The following is a 16667-nucleotide window of genomic DNA, read 5'->3' on the forward strand; positions in this document are numbered from 1 at the left end:
CAAAATGAAGAGGATCCAAGCATGTTTTACGCTCATAAACTGACTAAAATTGTCACTAGCTTCGTTACGAGTTTTGCGAGTAGTATTTTCTACTCGCTGCAACTCAAGCCTTGCTAATAACCATTTTTTCTGCGTTTATAAGCATAACCAACTGCTTTTGCTAGGTTTAAAAAAATAAGGATAATCGTAAGTCATGAAAATTATCATATTGGGTGCAGGACAAGTGGGTGGTACGCTCGCTGAAAACCTTGTGGGTGAAAATAATGACATCACCCTAATCGATAATGACAAAGAACGTCTTCGTACGCTGCAAGATAAGTTTGACTTGCGGGTAGTGGTGGGCCACGGAGCACACCCTGATGTTTTAAAGGAAGCTGGTGCAGAAGATGCGGATATGTTGATTGCTGTGACCAACAGCGATGAATGTAATATGGCGGCTTGTCAGATTGCTTACACCCTTTATGGTACGCCAACAAAAATCGCTCGTATTCGATCAGAGCAATATTTAAACCTGAAGAACAAACTCTTCATTAATACTGAACTCAAAAATACGGATAACCGTTTGCGTGGTGGTTTTGTTATTGATGAGTTGATTGCACCAGAACAATTGGTCACCTCATACATTCATCGTTTGGTTGAATATCCAGGTGCATTGCAGGTGCTTGAATTTGGTGAAGGTCGTTTAAGTTTGGTGGCGATTAAAGCTTATTACGGAGGGCCTCTTGTTGGTAATGCTCTCGCAGCATTACGTGACCATATGCCGAACATCGATACTCGTGTTGCAGCGATTTTCCGTCAAGGCCAGCCGATTATGCCGCAAGGGACAACCGTGATTGAAGCGGATGATGAAGTGTTCTTCGTTGCCGACAGTCGCCATGTTCGAGCGGTGATGAGTGAAATGCAAAAGCTGGATAACTCCTATCGCAATATCATGATCGCTGGCGGAGGTAATATTGGCTTAGGGTTAGCACAGAAACTTGAACGCAGTCATGCCGTAAAACTGATTGAACATAAAGCCGAGCGTGCAGAGGCGCTCTCAGAGCGTTTAGAAAATACGACCGTATTTTGTGGTGATGCGGCCGACCAAGAATTGTTAATGGAAGAACACATCGATCAAACGGACGTGTTTATTGCTGTAACCAATGATGATGAAGCCAACATCATGTCTGCACTACTGGCAAAACGCCTAGGTGCTAAAAAAGTCATGGTGCTTATCCAACGTGAAGCCTACGTAGATATTGTACAAGAAGCGAATATCGATATCGCTATTTCACCGCAACAAGCTACAATTTCGGCCTTATTGACCCACATTCGCCAAGGCGATATTTGTAACGTTTACTCTTTAAGAAGAGGCGCTGCAGAGGCAATCGAAGCCATCGCTCATGGTGATGCCAGCACTTCTAAAGTGGTCGGTAAGCAGATTGGCAACATTAAATTGCCACCAGGTACTACAATTGGAGCTATTGTTAGGGATCAGGAAGTTCTCATGGCTCATGATAAAACGGTAATCGAGCAAGGAGATCATGTGATTTTATTTTTAGTGAATAAGAAGTTTATCGGCGAAGTCGAAAAGCTGTTCCAGCCGAGCGCTTTCTTCTTCTAAGCGAGCATCATTGAAATCAATCATTAATTTTAGACCTGTCGTATTTACTCTGGGAACATTCTTATCCATGCTCTCAGGGTTTATGCTTATCCCGCTTGGGTTTGCACTATATTACGGCGAAGACACCAGTGTCGCCTTTATTCAAGCTCTTGCCATCACCAGCATATTTTCCAGTGTGTGCATTCATCAAGGACAAAAGTCCAAGATTCAGCTTGATATCCGTGAGATGTTCTTGCTCACCAGTATCACTTGGTTTGTGGTGAGTTTGTTCGCCGCTCTGCCTTTTACTTTCTATCATGGCATTGGCTACACCGATGCGTTTTTTGAAACCATGTCAGGGATCACGACTACAGGGTCTACAGTGTTTTCAGGTCTGGATGAGATGGATCACAGTATTCTTATCTGGCGCTCCTTACTGCAATGGCTTGGTGGTATTGGGTTTATTGTCATGGCCGTGGCGATTTTACCATTCCTAAACGTAGGTGGAATGCGCTTATTCCGCACAGAGTCATCAGACTGGAGCGATAAAAGTACACCACGAACGCAAGACATGGCGAAGAATTTATTCTTCATCTACATCTTGCTATCTATCGCTTGCGCTGTCGCTTATCATCAAGCACACATGAATTGGTTTGACGCCATTAACCATGCCATGACAACAATCTCTACAGGCGGTTACTCAACCTCCGATAAATCCATGTCAGGCTTTTCAACCCAAGCACAATGGGTAGGCACCATCTTTATGGCAGCAGGCGGCTTACCACTCATTTTATTTGTGCAATGCATTCAGCAGCGAAGTCTAAAAGTATGGCGTGACGAACAAGTCAGGGGCTTTTTAAAGTTCATCACATTTGTGTCAGTCTCGTTAGCGTTATGGTTTTGGTACACCCATGATTTAACCTTAATTGACGCTCTTAGGCTGTCGAGTTTCAACGTAGTTTCCGTGGTAACAACAACGGGGTATGGCCTTACCGATTATGGGCAATGGGGCGGAGTCGCTTACATTGTGTTTTTATTTTTAATGTTTGCAGGCAGCTGCTCTGGCTCGACGTCTGGCGGCATGAAAATTTTTCGCTTTCAAATCGCCTTTGCCATTATGCGTGAGCAATTGAAATTGCAAATTCACCCCAACGGCGTATTTACTGAACGTTATAATGGGCGCACGATCAAGCCAGATATTGTGCGCTCACTCGTTACTTTTTTCTTTCTCTATATTGGCGTTGTCATCTTACTGACGATTGTTTTGGTTCTCACTGGGTTAGATCCTGTATCCAGCTTTAGTGGTTCAATTACTGCAGTCAGCAATGTTGGGCCGGGGCTTGGCCCTGTGATAGGTCCTTCAGGGAATTTCGCTGGTTTAACGGATACTGCCAAATGGGCACTTTCTATCGGAATGTTACTAGGGCGATTAGAGATTTTAACTGTTGCAGTGTTACTGCACCCTAAGTTTTGGAAGTATTGATATAAACTTTACAAACATAACCTGCTTTACACCTTTCATTTTTTTAGAATAAAGTAAAACATTATTAATCCATAATTAATCTTACTAATTATATTTTTATCTATAATTTACATAGATTTAACGTTTAAGGTAAATAATTGTGGAAAGATCAACTGGTGCACATGGATATCATGAATATCCACATTTAGAAGATTTAGATTCCAGTAGCGAGACCGAGCTAGGTGAGGATTTTCTAAATCCAGACGATCACTTTTCTGAGACAGTAGCCTCACTTAAATTTCTTACGATCTCTGACTTCACCAACTCTAAAAAATATACTGTCAAAAATGGCGTTAATATAGAATCAGTTAATGATGAGTTGGCTAAATTTCTTAATCCTATATCTTTAATGGATGCTCGCTCTGCCGTTGAAGCTTTAAATAAAGAACTTAGTTCATACAAACCGCCCCAGCTTTTTGTAGGCAAGAAAACTACAGGAAGGTTTGAACTTGAGTATCACTCTCCGACTAAGTCTTACCTTAAATTTGTTAGTGAAAAAGGTAAGAAAAAACATGAGTCAAAACCAGTCGCAGTGCAAATAGCTCAACCGCCAAGATCAACAAGACCTGATGATATAGGTCTAGTATTAGGAATGAGGAACTCAATTGAAAAAGAAGTTTGTAAGCGACTTGAAGAGTGCTTAAAAAATAACTTCCCTTCTAAGCCTATTGATTTTGAACTCATGAATTATTATTTCGTTAAACATTTCAGTACAGCGTCTAAAGCTAATACGCCTGAAGAGTTAACGGATGCCATACAAAGCTTTAATGCCTTCTTTGAAAAATATCACATTCCATTGAGTTGTTCATTTAAGCAGCTTTGGGAAGCTTCACCGATGGGAACTCAAGTTCCAAAAACAGATGAATTTGGTACTAATTTTTATCGATTTATAATTTCAGATAATACTTTACTAGCTGGAATAACGGCTTTTGCAAGTTATGATATATTACTTCTCAGTACAGAACATGTGCAAGCCATGTCAACAAGAGATGAAACTGAAGCTAAAAAAATAAATAAAGAATGCTTTAAATTAGCTCATGAAAAGCTTCGAACTCTTACTCAGTTAAAAGAATTAATTGTATGGGATGGTTCAAAATTCAAGCTAAATTCAACAACTTTTAGTGCAGAGTCAGCTTTAGCACAACATTTTGAGCTTCAAAATTTAATTGATTACTTGAATGAAGGAGAATATGCCAGCTCCACTTTAGACTTTCTGAATTATTTGACAAAAAAAACAGAAATTAGAGGTAAAAGTAATGTTAAATCCCCTAAAGAAATAGGTGGAGTTGTAACATACAATTCAATTATAGCTGATGAGGCTAATGAAAAGCTTGAAGCAATTAAAGCGGAACTTGATCTATTAAAAGAGTGCTTTTGGAGGGCAAGACCTTAATTGCTCTTCTGATACATAAGCCAACCCCTTAAAGTATCCTCTTAAGGGGTTGGAATTTAAATTAAAACTATATTTACTACATTTCTCATCAATTTCTAGTCGAAATATCGCTTATTTCAGCTTTAAGTTCATAATTCGGCAACTTGCCCACTGAGATTTTTAACGCTATGCCTTGCGCTTGTTTCTTCGGTCTTAAATAGGTTTCAGGTAAGCGTTTCACTGATGTCCAAACACTGGTTTCGTCTTTAACAATACGTTGACCTTGAGAATCAAAAAGCTGATAACTGATATCAACCTTAATCACGGACGATTTACCATTATTGGTGACACTCACTGGGATGATTAACTCACCCTGATCATAATGGGCTGCTTGAAATAACAAACCAACACCTGACTGCTCAATCTGCATAATATTTTTATCAGAGCCCAATTGGATTTGAGCAAAGCGTTGTTGTGGAATTGAAACTACGGGAATCGCCTGTTGAGGTTTTGCAGCAACATTTTTATTAGGTGAATTTAATGGTTGTTTTTGAGCTTGGGGCTGAACATATTCCCATGTAAAATCATCATGTAAAACGACACTTCGACCGTCCTTCAACTGAACCACAGTGTCCGCAGCAAATACATTACAGCAAATCAATAAACCCAATGCCCCTAACATCAAATTTTTCACGTACTACCTCCTATTAAGCTCATCGCTTACAAGCACAAATATCTTTAGATGAAATAAAACCAATTGAATATACTGCACTTTATCTTTATCGTAAAAGAGTTACGTCACTTTTTGACCATTCATAGCATCTATTGCACTTTTCCCGATCAACTCTAAGGCTGTATCGCCTTTCGGTGGTTGCATTAATCCCGCCCTAACATCCCTAAAATACCTTTCTAAAGGTAATAAGTGCGTAAGCCCTGTGCTTCCAGCTACTTCAAGTGCCTTTTGTGTGACGTTATTAGCGACTTGTATTGCAAAGTATTTTGCTGAAACGACTTTAGCAAAGTCCTTCCGAACCCATGAATCAGCTGCATCCAGCAATAATGCCCTAGCCGCTTGCAATGAAATATCCATCTCACCAATTTGCTTTTGAATACTTGGCAATGTTGCTATAGATTTACCTAAAACGGTGGGTGTTCTCTCTAAAGCATATTGAATAACGGCATTACGAGCCCCTATTGCGGCCCCTAGATATACCGCAGACATCATCATCATGAACCAAGCTTTTCCACTTAACTCTGACTTTTTAGATTCGGAAATCAAAAGATTTTCGGCCGGAACAATGACATCATTAAACCACACATCATGGCTATCACTGGCACGCAGCGATAGCCCTTCTCCCCAGGTTTCTTGCCAAGATATTCCCTTCCGATGACTTTCAACCAGCACGACTTTAGGCTCTCCCTCATAGTTGAGAGTCACTAATAAATGGGTAAGGTGCTTGCCACCTGTGATACAAATTTTATGACCTCTAATTAATAATCCATCACTCGTCTTTTGTGCCGTTGTCGCATACATCTGCCCTCTAGAAGGACTCCCAAGCTCAAGTTCTGTACCCACAATATTAAATATGGCTCCTGATACGGCCTCATGACAAAATCGTTCATAATTTTGTTCTGTCCACAATGCGTGTTCATGTGCTTGACCAAAAATATGCAAAGGCATAGCAGCAACAATAGCTGTGGATGGGCTACCCTGTGCCACTTCTAATTGAGTCAATACACAGTCTTTAACTGACAAACTAGAGCCACCGAACTTTTTAGGAATATTTAACGTTAGATAGTCCGAAGATTTCAGCAGTTGAACATCCTCTACAGGAAGCTTACCTAGTTTATCTGCTTCACCAGCACGGTCAGCAAACTGTTTAGATAGCTGCTTTGCTAACTCAACTGCACTTTCACTCGTGTATGCCATTTAAACTTCAACTCGTTTATCTGAGTTATTAGGTAAGTGTATGTTAAAAACCATAAATACGAGCTGAATGAACGAAGCTCTCTGTGACTCTTGAATGCCATTTTAGACATTCAGACAAAAGGAATAGACACTGGCACATAGTTGAAACTCTCTATTCATCTATAATACCTACACAAAATAAAGCTGATTTAACGGTGAAATATCATGGCAAAAGTTGAAATTTATACGAAAGATTACTGTCCTTACTGCAAACGTACAAAGGCGACATTAACGGATTTAGGCGTCAGCTTCGAAAACTTCGAGATCACTAATAGCGAATCATTAAGGCAAGAAATGATTGCCCGTAGCCAACGTAAAACCGTACCACAAATCTTCATTAATGATCAGCACATCGGCGGTGATGATGATCTGCAAGCCGCATTGAAAAACGGTACGTTGAAAAAACTGCTGCAACGCTGAATGTTACAGCCATTCATACTAACAATCGTCCAGCACAACAGGTAAATAATATGAAAACTGAACGTCACGAATTTATTGGCCATGATGGTTCAACACTCGCCGCTCGCTTAGATCTGCCGACAGGTAAACCTGCTGCTTACGCATTATTTGCCCACTGCTTTACTTGTTCTAAAGATATTCCAGCCGCAAGAAGAATTGCCCAACGCTTAGCGTCATTAGGTATTGCGGTTTTACGATTTGATTTTACGGGTTTAGGTCATTCTGATGGTGAGTTTGCTAACACAAATTTCAGTTCCAACATCGAAGACTTGTTACTTGCTGCAAATTACCTCAGAGATAACTTTGCAGCACCACAATTGCTAATAGGCCATTCTTTAGGTGGAGCAGCAATACTCGCAGCAGCAGGGCATGTTCCCGAAGCAAAAGCCGTAATTTCTATTGGGGCACCAGCGGATCCGCATCATGTTGCTCATAATTTTGGCCAAAAAATCGAGACTATCGAAACTGACGGTCAAGCGGATGTGCAATTAGGTGGTCGCACGTTCACCATCAAGCAACAATTTTTAGACGACATTGCACAAAACACATTAGAACCAAAGATTGCTTCGCTTAAAAAAGCGTTATTGGTATTGCATGCGCCGCTCGATAAAACCGTTGAACTTGAAAATGCAGCACGTATTTTTCAAATGGCCAAGCATCCTAAAAGTTTTGTTACCTTGGATGATGCCGACCATTTACTGTCGAACCCCAAAGATGCTGAATACGCTTCAGATATCATTGCTGCGTGGGTACAAAAATACATTAACGTAAGCCTATTGCCAAAGCTGATGACAGCACCTGAAGGCATTGTAAGAGTCAGTGAAACTAACCCTGATGGCTTTACTCAAGACATCAGTGCAGCGGGTCACCACCTCATTGCAGATGAACCTGAAAGTTACGGCGGTGACTTTCTTGGTGCGACACCGTATCAACTTGTTAGTGCTGGGCTCGGTGCTTGTACATCAATGACCATTCGCATGTACGCCAGACGAAAAAAAATTCCGCTTGAGCACGTACAAGTGGATATCAGTCACGACAAGATTCATGCAACCGACTGCGTAGAGTGTGAACAAACGTCAGGGAAGGTCGATCAATTCACTCGTAAAATCACCTTAACCGGAGATTTAAGTGATGAAGATAGACAACGCTTACTCGTCATTGCAGATAAGTGTCCCGTTCACCGAACATTAGAAGGTGAAGTGAGTATTAAGACAGATTTAGTTTAATTTATAAGGACGAACAGACCAAGTTACTTTAATATAACATCTATATGTTAAAGTAACTTAAGTTTATTTCTCGGTTAAACTATCCGACCTTTCAAGTTTTCAACACAGCTAAAATTACGCAATGCCCTTTATGTCTCTATGAGTATATAATTTCTCCATTCTTTTTAACCCCTATGAGCGAAGTGAAATGGCGAATATAGTATTTATTGCAACCAGCTTAGATGGCTTCATCGCAGACAAACAAGGTCAAATCGATTGGTTACATTCGGTACCAAATCCAGACAATATCGATACAGGTTTCTTCGCTCTGATGGAGAGAGTCGATGGCCTAATAATGGGCCGTAATACCCTTGATGCTGTGCTAAGCTTTGATTGTGATTGGCCTTATACAAAACCTGTTTTTGTATTAAGTAACACCATGACGAAAGTGCCGCAAGGCTATGAAGACAAAGTCACGTTATTGAAAGGTAGATTGAAAGACATTGTCAGAGAATTGAACGCTAAAGGGTTTAACGATTTGTACATTGACGGCGGTGTGACAATTCAAAGCTTTCTTAAAGAAGATTTGATCGATGAAATGGTGATCACTCAATTTCCCATATTACTTGGCGGTGGGGCATCACTGTTTGGCCAGTTACAACAACCACTAAATTTTAAAGTAATTAAGAGTGAGATTGTTTTAGAAGCTTTGGTTCAGACTTCATTCGTTCGAGATTAACTTTCCTAATCTCTTTACTGAAACAATCTTTGTAAAAAGAAAAACCGCAATCATTGACTGCGGTTTTCTTTTAAAACAGAAGCTTGGTTAGCTTAAGGCGATCACATCATTCCGCCCATGCCACCCATTCCGCCCATGCCACCCATATCAGGTGCACCAGCAGGCATATCTTGCTCTTCTTCAGTTACCATTGCTTCGGTGGTGATCATAAGACCAGCAATCGATGCAGCAAACTGAAGCGCACTACGAGTTACTTTAGTTGGGTCAAGGATACCCATTTCTAGCATGTCACCATAAGTATCATTACCAGCGTTGTAACCATAGTTACCTGTGCCGTTAATTTTCACGTTATTGGCCACAACTGATGCTTCTTCACCAGCGTTGGTTGCGATTTGACGTAGTGGCGCTTCCATTGCACGTAGTGCGATTTCAACACCGTGTCTTTGGTCTTCATTGATAACATCAATGTCGCCAATCTTAGAAGCAACACGAATCAGTGCAACACCACCACCAGAAACAACACCTTCTTCAACGGCAGCGCGAGTAGCGTGAAGTGCATCTTCAACCAATGCTTTCTTCTCTTTCATCTCGATTTCAGTTGCTGCGCCAACTTTGATGACGGCAACACCACCAGCTAGTTTAGCCATGCGCTCTTGCAGTTTTTCTTTGTCGTAGTCAGAAGTAGATTCTTCAACTTGTTGCTTGATTTGTGCAACACGACCATTGATTTGCGCTTCTTCGCCTGTACCGTCAATGATGGTTGTGTTGTCTTTAGTGATAACAACACGCTTAGCGGTACCTAAGTCCTCTAATGTTGCTTTTTCAAGCTCCATTCCAACTTCTTCAGCGATAACGGTTCCGCCAGTTAGGATAGCAATATCTTGTAGCATCGCTTTGCGACGGTCACCGAAACCAGGGGCTTTAACAGCAGCTACTTTAACGATGCCACGCATGTTGTTCACAACTAGTGTTGCTAGTGCTTCACCTTCAACGTCTTCAGCGATGATAAGTAGTGGCTTACCAGTCTTAGCTAGACCTTCTAGAAGTGGAAGTAATTCACGGATGTTAGAGATCTTCTTATCAACCAATAGGATGAACGGAGATTCTAGCTCAACGCTACCCGTTTCTTGTTTGTTTACGAAGTATGGAGATAGGTAACCGCGGTCAAACTGCATACCTTCAACCACATCAAGTTCATTTTCTAGTGCTTGACCTTCTTCAACAGTGATAACACCTTCTTTGCCCACACGCTCCATAGCGTTAGCAATGATTTCACCCACTGTTTCGTCAGAGTTTGCAGAGATAGTACCTACTTGAGCGATTGCTTTAGCGTCGCTGCACTCTTCTGAAAGTTCTTTTAATTTAACAACAGCTGCTTTAACGGCTTTTTCGATACCGCGCTTAAGATCCATTGGGTTCATGCCAGCGGCTACGGCTTTTAGACCTTCAGTTACGATAGCTTGTGCTAGAACGGTTGCAGTAGTAGTACCGTCACCTGCTGCGTCATTGGCTTTAGAAGCAACTTCTTTCACCATTTGAGCGCCCATGTTCTCGAACTTATCTTTTAGTTCGATTTCTTTTGCTACTGATACACCATCTTTGGTGATCAATGGAGCGCCAAAGCTTTTGTCTAAAACTACGTTACGACCTTTTGGGCCCAGAGTAACTTTTACTGCGTTCGCAAGAACGTTAACGCCATTCAGCATTTTAGTGCGTGCGTCGTTACCAAATAAGACTTCTTTTGCAGCCATGTTGATTTATCCTCTAAATTTTTTGATACGAAAGATGCTATTACTCAGCAACGATTGCCAGAATGTCAGACTCTGACATGATCAACACTTCTTTACCGTCGATCTTTTCTTTCTTCACGCCGTAACCTTCGTTAAAGATAACGGTATCACCCACTTCAACTTCAAGTGCTTGAACACTTCCATTTTCTAGAATACGACCTTTACCTTTTGCGAGCACTTTGCCACGAGATGATTTCTCAGCTGCGCTGCCAGTTAGCACAATACCGCCTGCTGACTTAGACTCAACTTCAAGCGGCTCTACGATTACGCGATCATGTAATGGACGAATGTTCATTTATGGATTCTCCTAACGAGTTACGGCCTGTGACTTAGGCTAAAACGTTCAATTAAATTTAGGCTTTCGCCTCAGATAGTTTGAGATATAAGGTCAATTAACAAAATTCCAAGTGCATAGCTAAAAAAAAGTCCAAATCTTAACTTTCCAACAGCTTGTTCACTGCCTTTTAAGTGGTTCTTTGCTAAAATCTGACAACAACCTACCACTTTTCATTTCTTAAGGTAACGAATTACGTTTTTATGAGAGATAATCATGGATTGCTGACTGCACCTATTGCTCAAGTGCTGTTTAAAATGAGCTTGCCAAATATTGTCGGCATTTTTACGGTTCTCAGTTATAACTTAATCGATACCTTTTTCATCAGTAAGCTCGGCACTGATGCACTTGCAGCTATCAGCTTTACCTTTCCCGTTACGTTGATAATGTCCAGTATTGCCATTGGCATTGGTTCTGGTGTTTCAACCAACCTTGGCCGTTTAATTGGCTCTGGTGACACATCTCAAGCTAGGGTGTTTTTGCATGATGCCTTAATATTGTGTTTCTCAATTATTCTCGTGTTAGCGATGATTGGTTTTTTCACTATTGAGCCACTGTTTAAGGTATTAGGTGCAACGGCCACAAATATTGAGCTGATCAAACAGTACCTGCATATTTGGTATTTTGGGGCACCCATCCTAGTGGTTATGATGGTGGCAAATCAGGGAATTCGAGCTACGGGAGATACTCGCTCCCCCGCATTAATTATGATATTAAGCTCAGTCATTAATGTGATTCTGGACCCGCTTCTCATTTTTGGTCTTGGCCCATTCCCTGAACTCGGTATTCAAGGCGCTGCTATTGCAACCTTAATTGCATGGATAATTGCTTTTGGATTTTCAAATTACATCTTAGTGGTTTCTAAAAAGTTACTCGGCTTTACTGAATTTTGCTTGAAACGAATGCGCCATAATTGGTCAAGGTTAGCCCATATTGCTAAGCCAGCGGCTGTAATGAACTTAATCAACCCATTGGCAAATACTTTGCTGATGGCCATGTTGGCTAGATTCGATCATGCTGCTGTAGCCGCCTTTGGTGCGGGTATCCGAATCGAGTCTTTAGCACTGATTGTTGTCATGGCATTATCATCCAGCTTGCTGCCTTTTATTTCTCAAAATCTGGGCGCAGGACAGCCAGAGCGAGCAAAAAAAGCGGTAACATTGGCAATTAAATTTATCTTTATTTTCCAAACTCTGCTGTATATTCCACTGTTCTTTTTGGCCGAACCCATCGCTGAGATTTTCAGTTCAGATCCACTGGTTCTAAAATGGCTGAGTTTCTATGTGATGGTTTTACCCTTAGCTTACGGCCCACTAGGCGTTGTGATCGTTTTTGCAAACGTACTGAACGCTTATCATCGCCCTGTCAGCTCATTGGTCATTAATCTCAGCCGCTTGTTCTTATTGATGCTACCGATGGCTTATTTAGGCGCTGTAGTATATGGCATTCACGGTCTGTTATTGGCGCTACCAATAACCAATATTTTGATGGGGCTGGCTTGTTTTGTGTTGTCGAAAAGAATTGATAATTCAAATAGAAACTAAGCATGCCTTTTAGAGTATGTTTACTTCAGTTTGTACCATTGCGTTCATCAAATCAGCTTCTTCTAAACTGCCCAACTGGTTGATGTACTTGTTGCAAAACTTGCTGATTTCTTTGCTGAGTAGCCTGTTGTAGCTGATTTAGTCTAACCATTTTTGGCGTAAAATAGTCGACTACTTTCATTCTTTGCACCCCCTTTGCGACTATATAGTTTCCAAACTGAGTTGCGACCGCACTGAATGCTGCTTCTAACCTTCTTTTTTTGAATTTGCTCTATTGATTTGTTTAGGGCTTACTTAAACATTCACTCTTCCTTCAGAAACAGGGAGGGCATTCACGTCTAAAATACAAAATTCAAGATCACGATGCAGAAACTTTTCGGTAGAGCGGTGCAAACGATATTTAACATCATAATAGTTAACTGTATGCTCCCCAATTCCGTCTGTATGAACTGTTCCGTCAAAATTGACTGGTTCTCTTTTTTCTACTATTTTTAGTTGCTGACCCGCTAGTTTAAACATAGCGTCAGATGGCTTCCTGTCTACTCTCGAAATCATATTAAACTCCAACATACTCTTTACTTCAAATCTTAAGGGCTCAATTTCACCACCTAAAACAGTCGTCCCGATGACAACTAGATAATGTTCTAATTTAAAGTTGTTACAGAACGACATATCAACACAACTCTGAATCTACGCTGTATTCCATATAGATTAGAAACGCTCTTTCTTAAAGAAGCGGGATCATTTTCATCAGTGTCCTTCATTAGCTTGAGTGAATAATGTTAGCCTCGCACTTCATATTCATAGAGGTTGCAAATTGCCTATTTAATAATGGGTTATATGGCATACTTTGCTTGCCCAAGACAAATAAGTTAGGAATAAATTAACCAATAAGAAAGCACTAACAAAACGTCGGAAATAAACCTAGATTCGTTGTGTAATTCTATTATCTGCAACATAAACATCTGATTAATTTTTATTCACAAATGTTAATTGTAATGGAGTAATCCTTTATTCTCATTTATTCAATTTATTAGTTTGAGAAATAGAAAATGGCAGCGTCTTCTTCAGCTACACAGCAGTTAGATTTGATGATTCTTCCTTCGGTGTATGAAGCATTTGGTAAAGGTCCAATTGTGAAGGCTGAAGGTATTAGTATTGGTAACCCACATGATCTATCAGATGCATCTCGTCAATTTCATGTAAAAAACTTAATAAAACTGACTAATGGTGAAGAGTGGACTCTAGACTTATCTCAAAGTGCAGGCTCTAAAAAACCTGTATTCGTAGCAACTCAAAAATTTCACAACCCAGAAAATCCTGTAAAATCAAAAAATCATGACCAAACCAAGTCTTTGATTGAACAGAGAGCAGTCCATGTCTTTACACAATACAATAAGGACGTGGTAAAAGCTGAAGCTAAAAGAGAGCTTGTCTTAGGTAAAACAGAAGACCATTCAAAGGAAGAATATAAAAAGCAACTTCAAAGAATGCAGAAACAATATACTAGAGGCGATATCATGGTACAGCTTCCATCAGAGCTTGGTTTAAAAGTAACCATGCATAGGGACCTGTTAAATCAAAAGTTTTAATCAGTAATAGTATGCTTACCCTATTTCATTAATATAGGGTAAGCAATTTAAGTTAAATAGGCGACCCCGGCGGCATCGGCAACGGCTTTTCAATTAAGCGGAAAGCTTTATCTTCTAACCCTTTTTCAATCCCCTCTTTCAACCACAGATAATGTGCTTCTTGACGGTCATTCGCTTTTTTCGCTCGACTTTCCAGTTTATCTTCCAAATATGAAAGCCTTTCTGCAATTACACCTTTCACTTCAATCGAGGTTTTAGGGTTATGTAAACTTGCCAATAATTCATCGATTACAACGGCATTGGTTCGCATCCAAATCGATTGAGTTTTAGTCGTATTACGCTTTTTCAGCAATGTGGCTTTGGTTAACAGCTCTAACAGTTCTTGAACGGATAATTGCTTACTGTCTTTAGTAGCAGCTTGGTTCACTCGGTTTAACCGTGTAGATTGCAGCAAACTTTTAACCACATGGCGGCTGAGCACTTCTGCCATCCCCGTTTCATCGGCTAAGTTTCCAAGTGAAGAGGCAAAACTTTCACGAGTGGATACATAATCTCCAGACTTAGGGATAAATAAATGCAGTAATTGATTGGGTACTTGCAGTTGCTTAGGCTCTAATACATCAATTAACGCATCAAGGGCTTGTTGCTGCTTTTTCGCTGATACAAACTGCCAAGAACTGTCTTCTTCGGTACGATAATCAACGCCACCAATCCATTTCGCAGCAGCTTGTATCTGAAATCGACTCATTAAGTACATAGGTACAAAGGCATCAATTAACTCACTCTGAACGGCGCCTTCGGTCAGTGCATTTTGATTAAAGTTATCAATCGCCACACGACGTACTTTTTGCATACGCTCTAATTCATCAATGGCGTTTTCGCCGTTATCCCATAAACTTGCATACACATGAGCCGCATTGGCAGAACGAGAATCTGATTCGCCAATAAAGCGTATGCCTTGTGTTTTCGCTTCTTCAATTTGCTGCTGTTGAACCTCTTGAGCTGATTGATTTGTATTGTACTCACCATAGCCAAAGTTCACCGCCCACTTATCCCAAGCACCAAGTCCTATACCGTAAGGTTTAGAGATGTCTATTTCACCATCTTTTAGCGACATATAAGGATGAGGGTAATCCATCACTGAATCATTATTATGACTCGATGCAGCAAAATTATGTTCAATCCCTAATGTGTGTCCAACTTCATGCGCAGATAATTGACGGATACGAGCAAGTGCTAAATCCATTGAGGCCTTTTCTGCTGCATCTCTGTCTTTCCAACCAGCGGTTAATCCTTTAGCGATGAGATAATCTTGTCTCACACGCAAGCTGCCAAGCGTAACATGACCTTTAATGATTTCACCGGTTCGGGGATCGCTGATCACCGCACCATAAGACCAGCCACGGGTTGCACGATGCACCCATTGAATCATGTTGTAACGAATATCTTGAGGATCGGCATTTTCAGGTAACAGTTTAACTTGAAACCCGTTGATGAACCCTGCATCTGTATACGCTTGCTCCCACCAGCGAGCGCCATCTAACAAGGCGCTTCGAATTGGCTCAGGCACGCCTGGATCAAGATAATAAGTGATTGGTTTTACGACTTCGCTAGGCGCTGTCCCAGGTATTTTCTTTTGCAGACGATGACGCACAATGTAACGTTGCACAATGTTGTGATTAACAGGTTGTGCGTAATCCATAAAGGTTTGTGCGAAAAAACCACTGTTTGGGTTGTACTGTCTTATCTTGTAATTATCGTCAGGCAACGCAACAAATGAAAAACGTTTACGGATTGAAATACTATTTGCATCTGGTGTGACACTTTGCGCATACGTTCCAGCTTTACTGGTGTTGTAAGTCAGTAGAACATCAATATCAGCATTCTTCTCAAATGACTTTATCCCTTTAGGAAGCACTATGGAGTGCGACGAGTTAAGTTTATAGTTTCCTTGCTTAGTCGCCAATAAACGCTTCTCAATGCCATGCAGGTCTTTCAATACAAGGTCATTCAATTTTACCAGCGGCTGAGATTCTGACTCAATTTTCCCTCGCCATAGAATAGACTCTGCAAACGCTTCTTTTACCGCCCGCTTTTCTGCTTTATTACTGGTATTGGCTCGATAATCGGTATTCAACTGCTTTAAAACAAGGTAAGGCCCATAACGTTCAAACTGTACCATTCGAGTTTGACCAAGCTGACCACGATCGAGGCCAATATCATTCGAGCCTACACCATGAGGCAAACTGGTCACCATCAAAAATGGCTTATTGAGCGCTTTAACTTCCATATAGACATCACCTGATTTATCATCATAAAACAGGTTCATAAATCCTTTATGTGTTTGACTTGATTCGATCATTGTTGAAACGGGGTTCTGTTCAGCCAATGAAGGAAAGCTGGTTGTTGAGAGCGCAAGTAGGGAAAGTGAAAATGCAGCAACGTAGGATTTCATCCTATCTCCTTGTTATAGTAAGCTTTGCTGCTTTATCATGCCTACCTGAGAAAAAATAGGCAACCATGATTTAAAGCCATACCCTTCCATGAAACTTAAAAAAG

The 16667-nt window shown here is 40.7% G+C and carries 15 protein-coding genes; 8 read left to right on the forward strand and 7 right to left on the reverse strand.

The annotated features are described in order from the left end of the window. Positions 1–193 precede the first annotated feature (193 nt). The 3 genes from trkA (at position 194) to AC1EU2_RS17395 (ending at position 4497) form a co-directional block, all read left to right on the forward strand. Positions 194–1603 (forward strand): Trk system potassium transporter TrkA, encoded by a 1410-nt coding sequence (gene trkA, locus AC1EU2_RS17385; protein WP_480299547.1) that lies wholly within the window; start codon positions 194–196, stop codon positions 1601–1603. Between the two features lie 19 nt (positions 1604–1622). Then, positions 1623–3065 (forward strand): TrkH family potassium uptake protein, encoded by a 1443-nt coding sequence (locus AC1EU2_RS17390; RefSeq protein WP_480299632.1) that lies wholly within the window; start codon positions 1623–1625, stop codon positions 3063–3065. A gap of 139 nt (positions 3066–3204) precedes the next feature. Then, complete coding sequence (locus tag AC1EU2_RS17395) at positions 3205–4497, forward strand: hypothetical protein (RefSeq protein WP_480299548.1); 1293 nt, start codon at positions 3205–3207, stop codon at positions 4495–4497. Between the two features lie 88 nt (positions 4498–4585). Here AC1EU2_RS17395 and AC1EU2_RS17400 read toward each other — a convergent pair whose 3' ends face one another. Together AC1EU2_RS17400 and AC1EU2_RS17405 are read right to left on the reverse strand one after the other, a co-directional pair. Further along, a complete protein-coding gene (locus tag AC1EU2_RS17400; protein WP_480299549.1) occupies positions 4586–5170 on the reverse strand; it encodes a DUF3157 family protein in 585 nt (194 codons plus the stop codon). A gap of 99 nt (positions 5171–5269) precedes the next feature. Next, a complete protein-coding gene (locus AC1EU2_RS17405; RefSeq protein WP_480299550.1) occupies positions 5270–6406 on the reverse strand; it encodes an acyl-CoA dehydrogenase family protein in 1137 nt (378 codons plus the stop codon). 204 nt (positions 6407–6610) lie between these two features. Here AC1EU2_RS17405 and grxC point away from each other — a divergent pair, with 204 nt between their 5' ends. From grxC to AC1EU2_RS17420, 3 genes are all read left to right on the forward strand, one after another. Next, positions 6611–6865, forward strand: a complete 255-nt coding sequence (gene grxC / locus AC1EU2_RS17410; RefSeq protein ID WP_480299551.1) for a glutaredoxin 3 — start codon at positions 6611–6613, stop codon at positions 6863–6865. Positions 6866–6915: 50 nt separating this feature from the next. Continuing rightward, a complete protein-coding gene (locus tag AC1EU2_RS17415; RefSeq protein WP_480299552.1) occupies positions 6916–8130 on the forward strand; it encodes a bifunctional alpha/beta hydrolase/OsmC family protein in 1215 nt (404 codons plus the stop codon). A gap of 187 nt (positions 8131–8317) precedes the next feature. Next, the gene (locus AC1EU2_RS17420) at positions 8318–8848 is read left to right on the forward strand and encodes a dihydrofolate reductase family protein (protein WP_480299553.1); all 531 of its coding nucleotides are present in this window, start codon (positions 8318–8320) and stop codon (positions 8846–8848) included. Positions 8849–8949: 101 nt separating this feature from the next. On the opposite strand, the gene groL is transcribed toward AC1EU2_RS17420, so the two are convergent. Further along, positions 8950–10599: a chaperonin GroEL gene (gene groL / locus AC1EU2_RS17425; RefSeq protein ID WP_480299554.1), complete on the reverse strand. Its 1650-nt coding sequence runs from the start codon at positions 10597–10599 to the stop codon at positions 8950–8952. Between the two features lie 40 nt (positions 10600–10639). Further along, positions 10640–10933 (reverse strand): co-chaperone GroES, encoded by a 294-nt coding sequence (locus AC1EU2_RS17430; RefSeq protein ID WP_129944755.1) that lies wholly within the window; start codon positions 10931–10933, stop codon positions 10640–10642. Positions 10934–11175: 242 nt separating this feature from the next. Here AC1EU2_RS17430 and AC1EU2_RS17435 point away from each other — a divergent pair, with 242 nt between their 5' ends. Then, the gene (locus AC1EU2_RS17435) at positions 11176–12516 is read left to right on the forward strand and encodes an MATE family efflux transporter (protein ID WP_480299555.1); all 1341 of its coding nucleotides are present in this window, start codon (positions 11176–11178) and stop codon (positions 12514–12516) included. Between the two features lie 52 nt (positions 12517–12568). Here the strand turns inward: AC1EU2_RS17435 and AC1EU2_RS17440 are convergent, their stop codons facing one another. Further along, positions 12569–12697 carry a hypothetical protein gene (locus AC1EU2_RS17440; protein WP_480299556.1) on the reverse strand — a complete coding sequence of 43 codons (129 nt, stop codon included), beginning with the start codon at positions 12695–12697 and terminating at the stop codon, positions 12569–12571. A gap of 113 nt (positions 12698–12810) precedes the next feature. Beyond that, on the reverse strand, positions 12811–13071 hold the full coding sequence (locus AC1EU2_RS17445; RefSeq protein ID WP_480299557.1) for a hypothetical protein: 261 nt from the start codon (positions 13069–13071) through the stop codon (positions 12811–12813). A gap of 497 nt (positions 13072–13568) precedes the next feature. On the opposite strand from AC1EU2_RS17445, the gene AC1EU2_RS17450 reads away from it, so the two are divergent. Beyond that, on the forward strand, positions 13569–14108 hold the full coding sequence (locus AC1EU2_RS17450; protein ID WP_480299558.1) for a hypothetical protein: 540 nt from the start codon (positions 13569–13571) through the stop codon (positions 14106–14108). Positions 14109–14160: 52 nt separating this feature from the next. Here the strand turns inward: AC1EU2_RS17450 and AC1EU2_RS17455 are convergent, their stop codons facing one another. Further along, a complete protein-coding gene (locus AC1EU2_RS17455; protein WP_480299559.1) occupies positions 14161–16563 on the reverse strand; it encodes a zinc-dependent metalloprotease in 2403 nt (800 codons plus the stop codon). Positions 16564–16667 lie beyond the last annotated feature (104 nt).

The sequence above is a fragment of the Parashewanella sp. 2304DJ23-3 genome, from assembly GCF_056591695.1.